The sequence below is a fragment of the Paenibacillus sp. FSL L8-0502 genome, from assembly GCF_038593055.1.
GTDB classification, from domain to species: domain Bacteria; phylum Bacillota; class Bacilli; order Paenibacillales; family Paenibacillaceae; genus Paenibacillus; species Paenibacillus polymyxa_D.
Window position 1 is genome coordinate 657,981 of record NZ_CP151958.1, and the last position, 14,615, is coordinate 672,595.

Annotated in this window: 15 protein-coding genes; 11 read left to right on the forward strand and 4 right to left on the reverse strand. The window is 39.1% G+C overall.

Translation table 11 applies throughout. The annotated features are described in order from the left end of the window. The first annotated feature begins 46 nt into the window (after nucleotides 1-46). The 3 genes from NSQ57_RS02955 to NSQ57_RS02965 all read left to right on the forward strand — a co-directional run bounded on the left by NSQ57_RS02955 (nucleotide 47) and on the right by NSQ57_RS02965 (nucleotide 2,941). On the forward strand, nucleotides 47-1,009 hold the full coding sequence (locus NSQ57_RS02955; protein WP_340954059.1) for a zinc-binding dehydrogenase: 963 nt from the start codon (nucleotides 47-49) through the stop codon (nucleotides 1,007-1,009). A 478-nt stretch (nucleotides 1,010-1,487) separates the two neighbouring features. Next, complete coding sequence (locus NSQ57_RS02960) at nucleotides 1,488-2,258, forward strand: SDR family oxidoreductase (protein WP_342425607.1); 771 nt, start codon at nucleotides 1,488-1,490, stop codon at nucleotides 2,256-2,258. Between the two features lie 104 nt (nucleotides 2,259-2,362). Continuing rightward, nucleotides 2,363-2,941 carry a TetR/AcrR family transcriptional regulator gene (locus NSQ57_RS02965; RefSeq protein ID WP_340954062.1) on the forward strand — a complete coding sequence of 193 codons (579 nt, stop codon included), beginning with the start codon at nucleotides 2,363-2,365 and terminating at the stop codon, nucleotides 2,939-2,941. Between the two features lie 379 nt (nucleotides 2,942-3,320). Here NSQ57_RS02965 and NSQ57_RS02970 read toward each other — a convergent pair whose 3' ends face one another. Next, nucleotides 3,321-3,989 carry a metalloregulator ArsR/SmtB family transcription factor gene (locus NSQ57_RS02970; protein WP_340954064.1) on the reverse strand — a complete coding sequence of 223 codons (669 nt, stop codon included), beginning with the start codon at nucleotides 3,987-3,989 and terminating at the stop codon, nucleotides 3,321-3,323. A 446-nt stretch (nucleotides 3,990-4,435) separates the two neighbouring features. Between NSQ57_RS02970 and NSQ57_RS02975 the strand changes: the two genes are divergently transcribed. The 7 genes from NSQ57_RS02975 to NSQ57_RS03005 all read left to right on the forward strand — a co-directional run bounded on the left by NSQ57_RS02975 (nucleotide 4,436) and on the right by NSQ57_RS03005 (nucleotide 9,055). Further along, nucleotides 4,436-4,723 (forward strand): hypothetical protein, encoded by a 288-nt coding sequence (locus tag NSQ57_RS02975; protein WP_340954066.1) that lies wholly within the window; start codon nucleotides 4,436-4,438, stop codon nucleotides 4,721-4,723. Nucleotides 4,724-5,026: 303 nt separating this feature from the next. After that, the gene (gene trxB / locus NSQ57_RS02980) at nucleotides 5,027-5,953 is read left to right on the forward strand and encodes a thioredoxin-disulfide reductase (protein WP_340954068.1); all 927 of its coding nucleotides are present in this window, start codon (nucleotides 5,027-5,029) and stop codon (nucleotides 5,951-5,953) included. 104 nt (nucleotides 5,954-6,057) lie between these two features. Beyond that, entirely contained in the window at nucleotides 6,058-6,546 is a 489-nt protein-coding gene (locus NSQ57_RS02985) for an OsmC family protein (RefSeq protein WP_340954070.1), read from the forward strand. A 26-nt stretch (nucleotides 6,547-6,572) separates the two neighbouring features. Continuing rightward, the gene (locus NSQ57_RS02990) at nucleotides 6,573-6,914 is read left to right on the forward strand and encodes a thioredoxin family protein (RefSeq protein WP_340954071.1); all 342 of its coding nucleotides are present in this window, start codon (nucleotides 6,573-6,575) and stop codon (nucleotides 6,912-6,914) included. Nucleotides 6,915-7,199: 285 nt separating this feature from the next. Next, nucleotides 7,200-7,538 carry a bacillithiol system redox-active protein YtxJ gene (gene ytxJ / locus NSQ57_RS02995; RefSeq protein ID WP_340954072.1) on the forward strand — a complete coding sequence of 113 codons (339 nt, stop codon included), beginning with the start codon at nucleotides 7,200-7,202 and terminating at the stop codon, nucleotides 7,536-7,538. A gap of 127 nt (nucleotides 7,539-7,665) precedes the next feature. Continuing rightward, on the forward strand, nucleotides 7,666-8,229 hold the full coding sequence (locus NSQ57_RS03000) for an OsmC family protein (RefSeq protein WP_340954073.1): 564 nt from the start codon (nucleotides 7,666-7,668) through the stop codon (nucleotides 8,227-8,229). A 151-nt stretch (nucleotides 8,230-8,380) separates the two neighbouring features. After that, on the forward strand, nucleotides 8,381-9,055 hold the full coding sequence (locus NSQ57_RS03005; RefSeq protein ID WP_340954074.1) for an SDR family NAD(P)-dependent oxidoreductase: 675 nt from the start codon (nucleotides 8,381-8,383) through the stop codon (nucleotides 9,053-9,055). A 161-nt stretch (nucleotides 9,056-9,216) separates the two neighbouring features. Here NSQ57_RS03005 and NSQ57_RS03010 read toward each other — a convergent pair whose 3' ends face one another. Continuing rightward, on the reverse strand, nucleotides 9,217-10,092 hold the full coding sequence (locus NSQ57_RS03010) for a DMT family transporter (RefSeq protein WP_342425608.1): 876 nt from the start codon (nucleotides 10,090-10,092) through the stop codon (nucleotides 9,217-9,219). Between the two features lie 15 nt (nucleotides 10,093-10,107). Continuing rightward, nucleotides 10,108-10,887 carry a PhzF family phenazine biosynthesis protein gene (locus NSQ57_RS03015; RefSeq protein ID WP_340954076.1) on the reverse strand — a complete coding sequence of 260 codons (780 nt, stop codon included), beginning with the start codon at nucleotides 10,885-10,887 and terminating at the stop codon, nucleotides 10,108-10,110. Between the two features lie 113 nt (nucleotides 10,888-11,000). Here NSQ57_RS03015 and NSQ57_RS03020 point away from each other — a divergent pair, with 113 nt between their 5' ends. Continuing rightward, on the forward strand, nucleotides 11,001-12,431 hold the full coding sequence (locus NSQ57_RS03020) for a PLP-dependent aminotransferase family protein (protein WP_340954078.1): 1,431 nt from the start codon (nucleotides 11,001-11,003) through the stop codon (nucleotides 12,429-12,431). 292 nt (nucleotides 12,432-12,723) lie between these two features. On the opposite strand, the gene NSQ57_RS03025 is transcribed toward NSQ57_RS03020, so the two are convergent. Next, entirely contained in the window at nucleotides 12,724-13,731 is a 1,008-nt protein-coding gene (locus tag NSQ57_RS03025) for a hypothetical protein (RefSeq protein ID WP_340931276.1), read from the reverse strand. Between the last annotated feature and the right edge of the window lie 884 nt (nucleotides 13,732-14,615).

Genomic DNA, 14,615 nt, shown 5'->3' on the forward strand with positions numbered 1-14,615 from the left:
TATACTAATGAAGTTCCGACATTTTAAAATTATAGGGGGTCTATTCATGAAGATGATGAGAGCTATGCAAGTACCGGCTAAAGGGGAAAAAATGAAACTGGTTGAGATTCCAGTTCCGCAACCTGCAGAAGGACAAGTGCTGATTCGTGTTGAGGCTTGTGGTGTATGTAACGGAGATTCGATGGCCATTGGAGGCGCTGCCTCGGAGTATCCTCGGATTCCTGGACATGAAGTGGTTGGAATCGTTGATGCGCTTGGAGCAGGTTCATCAAAGTGGAAGGTTGGAGAGCGTGTCGGGATTGGGTGGCATGGAGGACATAGCCATGTAACTGGATTAACAATTGACGGTGGTTATGCTGAATACATGGTCGCTTATGAGGATAATTTGTCCAGTATTCCAAGTGAAGTTTCGTCGATGGAAGCTGCTCCACTAATGTGTGCTGGGGAAACGACTTTTAGCGCTATCAAAAATAGTAAAGCTCGGCCTGGTGATCTGGTAGCTATTCAGGGAATTGGCGGTCTAGGTCACCTTGCTGTTCAGTATGCAAACAAAGCTGGATATCGTACCGTTGCCATATCCCGGGGAAGTGATAAAGAAACGCTTGTACGTCAACTTGGGGCACATCTGTACATTGATTCTGAAAAAGAAGATCCCGCTGCGGTTTTACAAGCTTTGGGAGGAGCCAAAGTCATTCTGGCTACAGCACCAAACGCTAAAGCCATTTCTTCACTGATAAACGGACTGGGTCAAGACAGTGAATTAATCATAGTAGCCGGTTCGGGCGACCAATTGGAATTGTCGGCAATGGACTTCTTGAAAGGTCCCAATACAGTAAGAGGTTCTTTTACAGGCGGAGCGAAAGAAATTCAAGCAACGATTAATTTCAGTGTTCTTACAGATATTCGCCCCATGATTGAAACATTTCCTTTAGAGCGTGCTGATGAAGCATACGATAAAATGATGTCAGCATCGACAAGATTTCGTGCTGTTTTGAATATTTCTGAATGATATAACTATGATGACCAGAGCATAATTTTGATTCCTTTTTGGTCTCCGTGATCATTAATAAATCACAGAATTCGTCCCCGTTAACTAATAAAATAAGCTCAAAACCGGCAATACCTATCGCATGGTGTAGCCGGTTTTGTAGTTATGAAATGAACATGCAATATTACGTAGTTGGATTCAATTACATTCTACAGGATGAGTCTTCACTTTTATCGATAGCGATCTTACCCTTAGTAAGGGACTCTATTGAACAAGAAGCTACTATAGAATAAAAAATACACTTGACTATCTACCTACTAGAAGGTAGAATTAAATCAATCCAGTGAGGTTCTTCTGGACTTGAAAATGATTTTAAGCTGTTTTTAATTCTGGGACTCAGAGTAGGTGGAAAAATAACAATTATTATCACAGGTGGCGGAAAAGACAAGACGAAGCTTTGAAGGATTTAAAATAACATGGATGAAGGAGATGTAACACAATGAAATTTGAAAATAAAACAGTAATCGTCACTGGCGGAGGAGCCGGTATTGGTAAGAAAACAGCACAACGATTTTTTGAAGAAGGTGCAAATGTGATCATCAACGGTCGTCGACAAGATGTATTGACGCAAACAGCTTTGGAGATTGACCCTTCAGGTAAGCGAGTACTGGCCGTATCCGGTGATATCAGTCTGCCCGAAACCTCGAAGAAACTGGTTCAAACCGCTGTGGATGCATTTGGTGGAATTGATGTCCTCGTGAATAACACAGGTAAATTTGTTCCAACTCCTGTGCTTGAGCATACACCTGAAGATTTGCAATCCTATTTGGATACGATCGTGAAGGGAACATTCTATCCATCTCAAGCCGTCATTCCGGAAATGAAGAAAAGAGGAGGAGGCGCCATCGTAAACACAGGTTCGATGTGGGCAATCCAAGCGGTTGAGTCAACGCCTTCTTCTGCTTATTCTGCTGCGATGGCAGGACGCCACGCTTTAACTCGCAACTTGGCTGTGGAACTCGCGGGTGATCAAATTCGGGTGAATGCTGTAGCACCTGCTGTAGTTGAAACACCGATTTACAACAGCTTTATGACGGAAAAAGAGGTTGCTGAAGTGCTGCCAACCTTTAATGCGTTCCATCCTATTGGACGTAACGGAACTCCGGGAGACGTTGCTGAAGCTATTCTCTTCCTTGCCAGTGACTCTGCTTCATGGATTACAGGTATTGTCATGCCGTTAGATGGCGGAGTTACAGCTCGCTTGAGATAAGTGGTTTCTTATGGGTCAATCACATCATGTGGTTGACCCTTTCTTAAACAGTAAAAGGAGGTAGCTGCCTTGACAGTATACTTACTGAATGGTAGATTGCTTTTATGAATACAAAAAAAAACACATTGCAAGAGATTATGGATGTAGGGCTTACATTAGTCCAGGAACGGGGCTATAACGGTTTTAGCTATGCAGATATCGCGGAGGCTATAGGTATTCGCAAAGCAAGCATCCATTATCACTTTCCTTCCAAACAAGATTTAGTGCAAGCCGTCCTTCTCCGATATCGCAAAGATTTTGTGGGTAGGCTTCAGGAAGTTACTGATCAAACGCTTAGTTCAATGAAAAAAATTCAACTTTTTTTTGGTCTATATCGCGAAACGTTGGAGAATAACACCAAGCTTTGTTTATGTTCAATGATGGCAGCAGAATTAAATTCTTTTCCACTGGAGATCCGCGAGGAGCTTAATTTATTTTTTGATGCAAATACGGCTTGGCTGGAACATGTGCTTGATCAAGGAAAAAAATCTGGAGAATTCACTTTTTCTAATGAGGCTCTTGAACAGGCCCAAACGCTTATTGCATTTGTTCAAGGTGCACAGTTATTATCTAGATCCTCTGGTGAAATTGGGTATTACGACTCGCTTGTTACTAATTATATGTCGATTCTGCGCCCAGTTTAATCTTTTACTCAACGAATATAACTTAACCTCATACGATACTATTCAGTGGTAGCGTAAGTTAGGGATCGTATCAAACACATGACGTATCCTAATTGCTTCCGTTCTAGCATTTCGAGGGCTACAACGAGGGTTAATGAATGGCTTAAGGCTCATCAACGTATCTACCGCAGCTTCACCAAAAAGAGTCATTCGACGTGTAAGCAGCTATGAATGATATTCTGTTAGAGGTTATTTTACGTTTAAGAATAATTGTCTTACATAAAAAAGACTTCAAAGCCCCTTAGTAATGGGTCTCGAAGTCTTTTTTATTACCTAATTGGAAAGTTGAGATTGTCTGAATGGGATAATTTTAGATTCAAATTAGTACCTAGAAATCAGTTTAATGCACTTGAAAATGTTCCTGCCACTCATTTAAGCCTTCCTCCATGCGATAAGCAGTGAACCCCTCCGATTGTAATTTTTGTGCTGCCAGGGCTGAATATACGCATAAAGGACCTCTGCAATATGCGATAATTTCCGCGTCTTTGGGCAACTCGCGCATCAACACATCCAACTCTTCCATCGGCAGCGAAATTGCTCCCGCAATATGCTCCCTTTCATACTCTTCTTTCGGACGCAAATCCACCAGAATCAAGGAAGAACTATTAAGTTTGTCCATAACCTCATCCATTGTAAGCGTCTGGACGTCATCAAGGTTGTTTAAGAAATCATCTTTCATCCTACTGATATCCGGAAGTTGCTTCTCACTGATCCGCCATAAGGACGAAAGAAATCCTGTAATTTCAGGATCAGCCAATGAGTAAATGACGTAAGTTCCTTTTTTCGTGAATTTAACAAGTTTTGCATCGAGTAGAATTTGAAGATGGCGAGATACATTTGCAATATTCATATCTGTGCAAGTGGCTATTTTTTCTACTGTTTTAGAACCATTGGATAACACATTCAAAATTTCAAGACGCTTGTCACTGGATAAACATTTTCCGATTCTGGCTAATTGTTTATATAAATCTTCCTTGAAAATTTTTGCAGAGTTCAGCATTTCCTCCATTATGATCAACCTCAATTCTTTTTCAAATTTAAAGAAAGGAATTCCTATGTTAACTATACCCTCTAAATCGATTTAAACAATGATTCATAACTGTTAAACATGAGTAGGAATTCTATTTTAGCGTTTTCCGAAAGCAATGTGTTCAATGATATTATCTAACTTCCATATTCAAAAGTTGACTTTGCTCCTCAAAAAAAGAAGTGTTAAGTCATTCAATTGATTAATAGAATTTTAACATGTACCTCAGTATAGTCAAGTAGAAATAATGTAATTTGATCAAATTACTAGGAATGAAATAGTTGACAAAATTATGAACATAGCCATCTGCTAGAGATTAAAATATCAGATATTGACTTGACGACTAGAAGTTTATTGTATAAGATTCAATTGATTGATTGATCATTTGATTTATTGATCATATAAAAAAAACTGGAGGTACAAATCCTATGCAAAAAGCTTATCTTCAAATTACATTGAAAGTGAATGTATCCGAACGCGAGGCAGCAGCTAATGTTTATACAACCTTTAAAGAGCCTTTTCTTTCAAAGATCGCTGGTGCTTTGTCAAAAGAATTACTAGTACGTGAGGAAGACGTTCAAGTTCTGCACGGCTTCAGTAGTGAATCTGACGCTAAAGCCTATCTGGAAAGTGATCTATTCAACAAGGATGTTGTCGTTGGTCTGAAAGATTTGCTTCAAGCTGACCCCGAAATTCGTATTTATAGCGCATTCTAAGAATGGTCAATATTGTTTGAAAAATGCAATTTAACCCATATGAAAAATCAATTCTCTTGTAAAAGCCGACACTGCAATATTGCTTTGTCGGCTTTTTCTCAAATTTATGTATGTTAGTTAGTCTTCCACATTTCTAATCTATACCCTCCCGAGCTAAAGTCTTTCTCAAGATCATTTCAAATAAATGTATAGACATATTACTAAACTTTAACTGACGTGTTGACGAAAAGATAATACAATGATACAATTCAATTATTCAATTGAATATTAAATGAAATATCATAAACTTTGGAGGGGTAGAGAATGTATAAATCCGTAATTGTTGGAACTGGTCCAGCCGGGCTAACTGCAGCGATCTACCTGGCTCGTGCAAATATGAGTCCTCTCGTTATTGAAGGACCTGAACCAGGTGGACAGCTTACAACTACAACCGAAATCGAAAATTACCCAGGATTTCCTGAAGGCATCATGGGCCCTGAATTAATGGATAACATGCGGAAACAAGCAGAGCGTTTTGGAGCTACATTTTTAACCGGTTGGGTAGAAATAGTAGATCTTGAGAAACGGCCGTTTAGATTACAAGTGCAAGGCAAAGGTGAGGTTGTTACTGAAACGTTGATCATCTCTACCGGTGCTAGCGCGAAATATTTAGGCATACCTGGAGAAGCGGATAACGTAGGGCGTGGAGTGAGCACTTGTGCTACGTGTGATGGATTTTTCTTTCGGAATAAGGAGCTGATTGTGGTGGGAGGTGGTGATACTGCGTTGGAAGAAGCAAGCTTCTTAACGCGATTTGCCTCTAAAGTGACTGTTGTCCATCGTCGAGAGGAATTGAGAGCCTCAAAAATAATGCAAGATCGCGCACGCTCGAACCCTAAAATTGAGTGGGCGTTTAACAAGACACCCCTCGAAGTTGTTGCAGAACCAAATGGCGTAACAGGATTAAAAGTCCAAAACAATATCTCGGGCGAAGAGGAAATCCTGCCTGCACATGGTGTTTTTGTAGCTATTGGCCACCATCCGAATACTGAATTTTTGAATAATCAAATTGAAACGGATGAAAACGGCTATATTGTAACAGTACCGGGTACATCCATGACAAACATCTCAGGTGTATTTGCTTGTGGAGATGTACAGGATCATCGCTATCGTCAAGCTATTACTGCTGCTGGAAGTGGGGCCATGGCAGCCATGGATAGCGAAAAGTTCATCGATTCTTTGGAACAATAATCACTTGAGGTATTCCAGAAGTAAAACGAATGTATCAAAGTTTCAAGCAGTTGCGTTTAAGCAGCTATAGTATAAAATAACATATTCAAAAGGAGTAGATTTAAATGGCAGATCAAAAAATTAATATGAATACGGTTTGGTACAAAGATGCAAAAGGCGATGGTCGTATAAAAAGTGACAAATTACAAACCCAAATTGCTATCCCTGCACCTAAAGGAGGAAGTGGAGAAGGGGCTGAACCCCAGCAACTCCTCATGTCCTCAGCTGTCGCTTGTTATACGATGACACTGGCATACATGCTCGATCGCAAGAAAGTACCCGTTACCGGACTCTTTATGGATACCGAGGGCAATATAACGAAAGGCGATCATCTAAGTATCACACATCGTCCGCACGTTGTGTTATCCTCGGGATCCTCCAATGAGGATATCACTATGGCAGAAGCCTTGATTCTACAAGCTGAAAAAGACTGCCATATCGGTCAATTGCTTATAAAAGCAGGGGTTCCTGTTGATACCGAGGGGAAAGTAACGATTGACTCCGGAGATGATGTGACAAGCAACTATATTGAAGAACACCAATTACAATGGTAAATCATTTTTGAAGAGGAGCAAAGAACATGAAAAAAATTTCATCGAAATCTGAGTTTGATGCAGCAATTAACTCTTCAAAACTCACGGTCGCTGTTTTTAAAGCAGACTGGTGTGGTGACTGCAAGTTTATTGATCCATTCATGCCTGAAGTGGAAGATAAATTTGCAAATGATTTGAATCTGGTCGAGGTGGATGTTGATCATGTAGGCACTGTCAGTGAAGAACAAAACATTATGGGTATTCCAAGCTTTGTCGCCTTCGCTGGCGGTGAAGAGCTTACCCGTTATGTCAATAAGATGCGTAAATCTCAGGAAGAAATCGAGCAATTTCTGCAACATGCAGTTGAAATAGGGAATATACGTTCTTGATAAACGGTGAGCTATGCTATCATATCATCTCTTAACAGCGAATCCTAGAGTGGAAGGAACAGATCATGTTGTAGGATAAGAATAAAACCGCTTCGTAAGCCGCCTGAATGGCGGCTTTTTCACCAAAACAATCTAGGAACATGGTTCATAGGATTCCGTTCTCTTCTCACGTAAAAAAGTGCTTGACTGAATTAATGAACTAATTTATTATTCAAATTATCAATTGAATAATTTTCATGGCATATACAACTAATAGTACATTTATTTGGAAGGAGGTAACTGAAGATGGAATGGAGAGAAGTTACGACTTTGGAGGATTGGGCTACTATTTTTGAAGAATCCATGGAACGAGGTCAAGTTGTTTTAAAGCACAGTACATCTTGTCCCGTCAGCGCAAATGCCCTTAAGGAATTTGAACAATATCTGAAAGAGATGCCTAATCGCAAAACGGACTACTTTCTTGTGAAAGTGATCGAGTCCCGTCCTATATCGAATAAGATTGCAGAAGATTTAAACGTTAAACATGAATCCCCACAAATTATTTTAATAAAGGATAAAGCAAAATACTGGGCAACTTCACACTGGGCAGTCACAACTGAACATATAAGAGCGGTATTGGATTAAATTGATTTGATATCGAAGAAAGATGTTTTAATCCGAATTTAAGCATGATACAAAACTACCTTCTAGTAGGTAGTTTTGTATAGTCTATTGCTATTTATAAAAGGAAAGAAAGATGAGGAGATATCCAATGAACAACAATAATCTCGAAACTATTAACGGACTCAACATAGGCGCTCTGAAACAGTTTGCAGGAGCTGTAGAGCAGAATTCAAACGATGGGATAGCGAAATTTCAAGTGACAACGGAGTGGACTGGGGGGACAAAGTCAGCCACGTCCGTTAAGGAAATGAAGCTTGGTGAGCAACAGCTTGAGAGGGATTTTGAGATTTTAATCGATGAACCAGCTGAGTTATTAGGTGAGAACCAAGCTGCTAACCCACAAGAGTTTCTCATGGCAGCACTGAACGCTTGTATGATTGTTGGGTATGTTGCAGCAGCTTCTTTAGAGAATGTCCACTTGAAATCGTTGAGGATTGAAACGAAAGGACAATTGGATCTTCGCGGCTTCCTGGGTCTGGATGAGAATATTAAACCTGGATATGAAGAACTCCATTATAAAGTGGTTGTGAATGGCGACGGGACGCAAGAGCAATGGAATCGAATTCATGAAACCGTCTTACGTACATCTCCTAACCGCTGGAACATTGCCAATGCGATCCAACTGAACAGCGAATTTGTTGTTGAATCATAATTAGGATACTGGTTCCAGAGTTCCCGCCAAGCAGCATAGTATTCTGCTTGGCGAGAATCACGAAATAAGTTTCAATACTTTCGACTAGTCCATTTCACAAAAAAGTTGTATCACAAAGTGGACTACGTCTTAATAAGAGGAGAATGATTCAATGAAGACAATGGTTATAGTTGGTGCTGGGCCTGGTCTTGGTTTCTCACTGGCCAAGACTTTTGGGAAGCACGGGTTTCGTATTGCTCTGATTTCAAGAACACAGGAGAAGCTCGATCAATATGCTCAGCAGCTAAATCAGATGGGGATTGAAGCAAAGGGGTTTGCTGCCGATATCACAAACAAAATGCAGCTAACTAGTGCATTTCAACAAATTAAAAATAATTATGGTACAATAAATGTTTTAGAATTTAGTCCTCATAATGGAAATGCCTCTGTGACACCTGTGCTGGATACGACAGATGAGAGCGTTATTCAAATTTTCAATAATGTGGTCATCGGAGCCATCAACTCTGCAAGACAAGTCATTCCAGAAATGATTGAACGAGGTGAGGGTGCGCTTCTTTTCACAAGCGACCTTTCAGCCATGAGTCCAAGCGCCATGTTCGGAAATTCAGGGATAGCCATGTCTGGATTGAGAAACTACATCCTTACTTTGCACGAACGTTTGCTTCCTATGGGGGTATTTGTTGGTCATTTATCCATCAGTCCTTTGATCAAGAAGGGCACGGGTTTTGATCCAGACCAGGTAGCGGAGGCTTGGTACAATATATATGAGAAAAGAGCAGAAGCAGAAGAAACTTTCCCTAAGAGTATTATGCAAGTATTGAATTAAATTAATTTTTTTGAAGACCAATCTATTTTTCAAATAGGAATTCAGGAAATGTCGACATTTTAGGGTTTTATTGTTTTAACGAAAAAATCAAGTTCTTTTCCCTCCTCTGAGGACAAGAACTTGATTTTTTTTGTTACTATTAAGATGAACAATAATAAACATTATTTGATACTTGCCAAAACTGCACCCATGAGTGCAATGAGGCCACCTACAAAAGACATAAAGGACACATGTTCTCCGAGTAAAACAATACCTAGAATCACAGTCCACACGGGAAGTAGGTTAATAAAGGGGGCTGCTCTAGAAGCACCAATCAGTTTAACCCCTACATTCCAGGCAAAATAGGCTGCTACGGAAGCAAACGTGCTTACGTACAGAATGCACACCCATGCCGTAGAGTTCATGTGTATGGTATCAACATTTACGTTGCCTATACAGCTAATGGCACTAAATATGCTTCCATATACAGCAGCTCCAGCGGTTAGGGTCAGCGGGCCTGTAGACTCTCCATATTTCTTTCCTTGCACCGTGTAGAGACTCCAGGCCACACATGACAGAAGTATCATTATATCCCCTGTAACTGATGTGTCGCCGGCTGAGTTAGAGGCTTTACCTTGAAATAATATAATAATCCCGACAATCGATACCGCTGACCCAATCCATGCCAGAGGTTTAACTTTCTCTTTCAATATCAGAGGTGTGCAAATGAGAATAAGGATCGGAATAATCGCTGAAATCATACCCGCTCTGGAAGCACTAATCAACTTCAGTCCCTCATAATTAAGCGTAGAAAAAGCAAATATACCCAGAAATCCAAGTACAGAGAACTCTTTCCATTTCGAAAAGAGCGGAAGCTGTTGTTGTCTGAATTTCACCAATCCCCACAGAATGATAGCTGAAAGAAACCAGCGTATCGTATTAAGAAGTGTTGCTGGTAGAGTTGGACCAAGATATCGACCACAGATGTAATTTCCAGCCCAGAATGACGTGGCGGTAAACAGTAAGATTAGACCTTTATTTATATTAGATTGCATCATGTTTTCACAAGGTGGTTAATTGATTTGTAATTCAGCTATGGAGTACAGGACTGCCGTTCCGCTGATTTTCACTCTTTCTTTTTGCAGTTGGCAGTAAAGTATACCTCCACGTGAAGACCATTGCTTTGCTACCATTTCCTGCTTACCCAAGCGCTCTTCCCAGTATGGAATCAAGTTACAGTGTGCTGAACCGCAAACGGGATCTTCATTTACATTCAGCTTAGGGAAAAAGCTCCTAGATACAAAATCATAATTAGAGCCTTTAGCCGTTACCGTCACTCCTAACCCATCCGCTAAGCTCTTTAACTTGGAGAAGTCCGGTTTCAGGTCCCGAACCTGATCCTCAGTCTCCAGTACAAACATCAGATCTCTGCTTAGATATGTCTCCACTGGGGTAACGCCAAGAGCCTCTACCATATCAGGAGTTAATGTGGCCAACGCCGGCATCCGGCTTGGGAAGTCCATCTCATATAACTCGCCCTTTTTAATGACAGTCAATTCTCCGCCTAGACTGTGGAACGTAAAGTGCTCCGAACCAGGTTCATAAAAATTGGCTATGACATAAGCGGTAGCTAGGGTGGCATGACCACAAAGCTCAATTTCTTCTGCGGGCGTAAACCATCTTAGACGGTAATGATCTCCTTCTTTAACAGCAAAAGCAGTTTCGGAAAGGTTATTTTCTATTGCGATGTGCTGCATCAAGTCATTCGAAATCCAGTTCTCCATAATGCATACACCTGCAGGATTCCCCTCAAAAACCTTCTGTGCAAATGCATCTACGACATAATATTTCATCTTTTTTGCCCTCCCTGCTGATAGTTTGTTGACTGATATGCACCACTGTAACACTATATATTGTATGGCTACAATGTTAAAATTGTATGTAAGACAATCTTTGGAGGATGCTTATGCCTGTGAATTCGTTTGAAAATTATCCGATGAGTTGGACACCGGTTCGCAAAAAGCTTAGTTCACCTATTTACCGCTCTATTGCCAGTCTACTGGAGTATGACATTATCAATGGATTTCTGGCACCGAATACTAAGCTGCCGCCTCAACGTGAACTGGCAGATTATCTGGATGTGAATCTGAGCACAATTACGCGTGCTTTCAAGATATGTGAAGTCAAAGGGCTGATTTATGCTGTAACAGGTAGAGGGACTTTTGTAACGCCTCATGTTCGTAACGCTATTTTTCTCGAAGAGCATGTAGAACGCAACCAGTATATCGAAATGGGGATTATACAGCCGTTAGATCATTGCAATGACCAGGTAGCTGAAATGGTTAAACAAGTTGCGAGTAAAGATTATCTGACGACCCTGCTGGATTATAGGCACCCGCTTGGAATTCCCTATCATCAAACCGCAGCAAGAACATGGATGCATCAGTTTGGAATGGAAGCCGAGGCAAAGAACATCATGATTGTTTCCGGCGCACAGAATGCACTTGCTCTAACACTAATGTCCCTGTTTCATCCAGGCGACAAAATTGCCGTAGATATACACACCTATCCTAACTTTATTGAACTAGCAAACCTTCTGAATATTCAACTTGTGCCTATAGATGGAGATACAAGTGGCATGCTTCCAGAAAGTTTGGAGAAGTCTTGTAATACTAATCATATTAAAGGAATTTATCTCATTCCATCCTGTCATAACCCTACGGCGATCGTCATGGACATGGAGCGTAGACAAAATCTAGCCAAGATCATCAATCAACATGGAATCATTTTAATTGAAGATGATATCTATTCATTTTTGTCTCCTAGCGGTTTTTTGCCGGTTTCTCACTTCGTTCCGGATCACTTTGTGTATATTCTGAGTACTTCGAAATCGCTCAGTTCAGGATTGAGGGTAGCGTATATGACATGCACAGAGTTACTAAAGGAAAAGATGCATTACGGGGTATTCAACGTGAATATTAAAACGTCTTCACTTAATGCAGAGATCATAACTGAAATGATACATTCAGGAATCGCTGAAGAAATCATCAGGCAAAAGCGGGCAATCGCCTTGGAACGGAGCAAGCTATACCAGAGTTATTTTCATCAGTACACGCAAACTGAGAATCCACTCAGCTTCTATAGATGGTTACCATTATCTCATCATTACCAACTAAAAGAACTGGAAAATAAGGCTATGGATTATGGAATTCATATTTATCACTCGGCACGTTTCTTAACAAGGAAAGATAACGGGGATCAGTTTCTGCGAGTTTCTTTATCCTCGTCGCTGGATCAACTGGAACTAGTCATTGGACTCCAGCGTTTGCAAAGGTTACTATCGAATATCGAACCTGAAAATCAATTTATCAAAATGAGTAACAGTATAAATAGATAAAAGATCGTTGATGATAAATTAAATAAGAGTTACTAGAAGGATGTATAGTAACTACAAGAAAAATTCTTAGCTGTAAAATGAAAAAATAAATATATTCAGATAGATAAGTCGCCAAAATGGCGGCTTTTCTTGTTTTAACGATATAAGTTTTTGTCTTTAGCATGTCCTTAAGGAATTTTAACTCCATTTCATAATCAATGAATGGGAGATATTATAATTGATGCAGTTAAACAGCCAGACGAGGATGGCCACTACGATCCTATTCCTAATAAAGTGCCAGCTCCTGAGCCACCTACTGTATTAAGTAAACCTGCACCTGTAAACAGCCCAACCTGATTGTTTTAGATGGTAATTTCTCAGCCCAAGTATTTGCATTATTAGCATTAAAGTATTCCTGTATTAAATTAGCTTCTGGGGGTAAATCACCAATAAACTCCTTGAATTTTCTACTATTTTCATATATAGATATATACTCTGAAAAAGTCTTTTCCCCGGAATTCAAAACTCCTCTAACATTTCCAGTTTTCAGTACAAAATTATTAAATGTTTCTATACTATTACTTCCACTAACGATTTTGTTATAAAGGGAATCAAATCTGTTCGCAATTAAGATAGAAGATGATGGGCTTAATTGGAAATCCGATGAGTGCTTTGACCATACTTCAAAGCTAGAAAAAGTCGAAAAATAACTTCCTAGAAATGAGAGAGGGTCAATTATCTCTTTACTAATATTATGTTCTAATTCATATCTTTTTAAAAGAGCATCATCTTCTATGATGTGTAATTTTAACTTAATATCTTTTGGAAGTTTCTTTAAAAGTAAAGGATTGGTCTTTATAAGGAAATTTTCTAAGTAATTTATGATTTGTTCTTCAGATTCCATTTCTTCTGCATACTTTTTTGTTGTTTCAAAATAAATATCATCTCTACTCATTAATCTGTAAAGTTTTCTTGCCAAAGGTAAGTCTGTAAAATGCCCATTAGGACTATTCAACCCACCTTTTTCCCACAAGTAATCTAAGTATGGGTCTACATCATCTTCATCCATTGAGGTAAACATTATTTCTGTTTTATCATCGTGGTGGAAAGTTCTAGTAACTGGTACAACCCAGAAATAAACTAATTCAATATTTTCTTTATGTTCTTCTAAAAATGGAATAAATTCAGCGGGATGGACTTGTGAAAACAAACGATTTAACAGATTCTCATTGACGATTATTTTTACCTTATCATAAAAAATTGCTTTCTCTGCTATTGTCCCTAAATCGCAATCACTAGAAACACATATACTTTCAAACATTACAGCAACCTCCATATAATCCACATGGTATAATCTACCATTACTAATCTGCTGCATTAATTCAAGTACATTTATTCACAATCCATATAGTAATTTTAACATAAAGACTCAATAATAAATCACTCCCCCCTTATGAGGGATCAATATTTTTAACAATGCTACAACCATACTAGTTATTGAAATCTCATGGTTAACCTATCTGTCCGTTAGCTTAATGAAGCATCGTCAGTCTCTCTATTCCCTCAGTCTACAACTTTATTTGCTGAGTCTAACACTTTATTTTTTAGTCTAGAACGTTATTTTCTCCTGACAATTAAAATGCGCTGATGTTATTGAGTATTGTGGTACTACTGATTCTTTGGGATGGCTAATGAGTACAACAGGTTCAATACTAAAAGAAGCCAGGAGAATGATGGGCTCGGAGTCTTAAGTAGGATAAGAAAGTAAATAATATGTAATTTCTCCGAATAGGTAGGTTCAATTGCGAACCTACCTTTTTTCATTGAATACAGTTATAGCTATTTCTATAAATAAAAAAATTATTTGTATTATGCGACATAAGGACAATTTATTTTTAAATATATCTTTTAAGAAAATCTAATATAAACGTATTATTTATATCAGATTCATTTAAGTATAAACTGCTACTTATAAGCCTAACTTTACGCAAATGCAATAATTAGAAAGGAGATAGGGCTGAATTGTGAAGAGGTTTTTCGTCTTTTTAAAAATGAGATCTACGCTAAATGCTTCTCTTAACTCATTTTAATTTAGTTACCAAAATACCTTCTACAGTTCGGGCGCTTACTCATCTGAAAAATTCATTACACATCAAAACTTAATTAACGCGAAAAACATAACTTATTTGGAGGAATATCATTGAA

Bases quoted from the DNA above. Each gene is read 5' to 3' on its own strand.
- NSQ57_RS02955 (WP_340954059.1), top strand. From the start codon at position 47: ATGAAGATGATGAGAGCTATGCAAGTACCGGCTAAAGGGGAAAAAATG.
- NSQ57_RS02960 (WP_342425607.1), top strand. From the start codon at position 1,488: ATGAAATTTGAAAATAAAACAGTAATCGTCACTGGCGGAGGAGCCGGT.
- NSQ57_RS02965 (WP_340954062.1), top strand. From the start codon at position 2,363: ATGAATACAAAAAAAAACACATTGCAAGAGATTATGGATGTAGGGCTT.
- NSQ57_RS02970 (WP_340954064.1), bottom strand. From the start codon at position 3,989: ATGGAGGAAATGCTGAACTCTGCAAAAATTTTCAAGGAAGATTTATAT.
- NSQ57_RS02975 (WP_340954066.1), top strand. From the start codon at position 4,436: ATGCAAAAAGCTTATCTTCAAATTACATTGAAAGTGAATGTATCCGAA.
- trxB (WP_340954068.1), top strand. From the start codon at position 5,027: ATGTATAAATCCGTAATTGTTGGAACTGGTCCAGCCGGGCTAACTGCA.
- NSQ57_RS02985 (WP_340954070.1), top strand. From the start codon at position 6,058: ATGGCAGATCAAAAAATTAATATGAATACGGTTTGGTACAAAGATGCA.
- NSQ57_RS02990 (WP_340954071.1), top strand. From the start codon at position 6,573: ATGAAAAAAATTTCATCGAAATCTGAGTTTGATGCAGCAATTAACTCT.
- ytxJ (WP_340954072.1), top strand. From the start codon at position 7,200: ATGGAATGGAGAGAAGTTACGACTTTGGAGGATTGGGCTACTATTTTT.
- NSQ57_RS03000 (WP_340954073.1), top strand. From the start codon at position 7,666: ATGAACAACAATAATCTCGAAACTATTAACGGACTCAACATAGGCGCT.
- NSQ57_RS03005 (WP_340954074.1), top strand. From the start codon at position 8,381: ATGAAGACAATGGTTATAGTTGGTGCTGGGCCTGGTCTTGGTTTCTCA.
- NSQ57_RS03010 (WP_342425608.1), bottom strand. From the start codon at position 10,092: ATGATGCAATCTAATATAAATAAAGGTCTAATCTTACTGTTTACCGCC.
- NSQ57_RS03015 (WP_340954076.1), bottom strand. From the start codon at position 10,887: ATGAAATATTATGTCGTAGATGCATTTGCACAGAAGGTTTTTGAGGGG.
- NSQ57_RS03020 (WP_340954078.1), top strand. From the start codon at position 11,001: ATGCCTGTGAATTCGTTTGAAAATTATCCGATGAGTTGGACACCGGTT.
- NSQ57_RS03025 (WP_340931276.1), bottom strand. From the start codon at position 13,731: ATGTTTGAAAGTATATGTGTTTCTAGTGATTGCGATTTAGGGACAATA.